Source organism: Pseudomonas sp. N40(2020) (assembly GCF_014472415.1).
Classification (GTDB): Bacteria; Pseudomonadota; Gammaproteobacteria; order Pseudomonadales; family Pseudomonadaceae; genus Aquipseudomonas.
The window spans coordinates 1-424 of the sequence record NZ_JACSZV010000101.1 but is presented as its reverse complement, the minus strand read 5'-3'; the positions used below and the strand labels follow the sequence as shown (position 1 = coordinate 424).

Sequence of the window (424 nt, the reverse complement as noted above, 5' to 3'; positions counted from 1 at the left end):
ACCCTCGACGACTTCAAGAAGCAGCTGCGGGCGTTCGCCGGCACCGACTTCGGCGTGCACTCGCCGCGCTGGCTGTCCCGGTTCGGCGACGCCACCCGGCAGGCCGAGCGCTACCGGGTGGGCCGGGTGCTGCTGGCGGGCGACGCGGCGCACATCCACCCGCCGACCGGCGGCCAGGGCATGAACCTCGGTGTGCAGGACGCGTTCAACCTCGGCTGGAAGCTGGCCGCCGCGGTCAACGGGTGGGCCCCGCAAGACCTGTTGGACACCTACCACGCTGAGCGGCACCCGGTGGGCGCCCGCGTCCTGGACAACACCAGGGCGCAGATCACCCTGCTCGGCAGCGACCCGGGGGCGACCGCGCTGCGCGAACTGTTCTCGAAGCTGATGGACTTCGAAGAGGTGAACCGGTACGTGACCGGGA

1 protein-coding gene is annotated in these 424 nt (G+C 71.2%); it reads left to right on the top strand.

The features are described from left to right. Positions 1 to 424 (top strand): FAD-dependent monooxygenase (locus tag IAI51_RS27800; protein WP_187681382.1); only part of this gene is annotated, 424 nt, incomplete at both ends.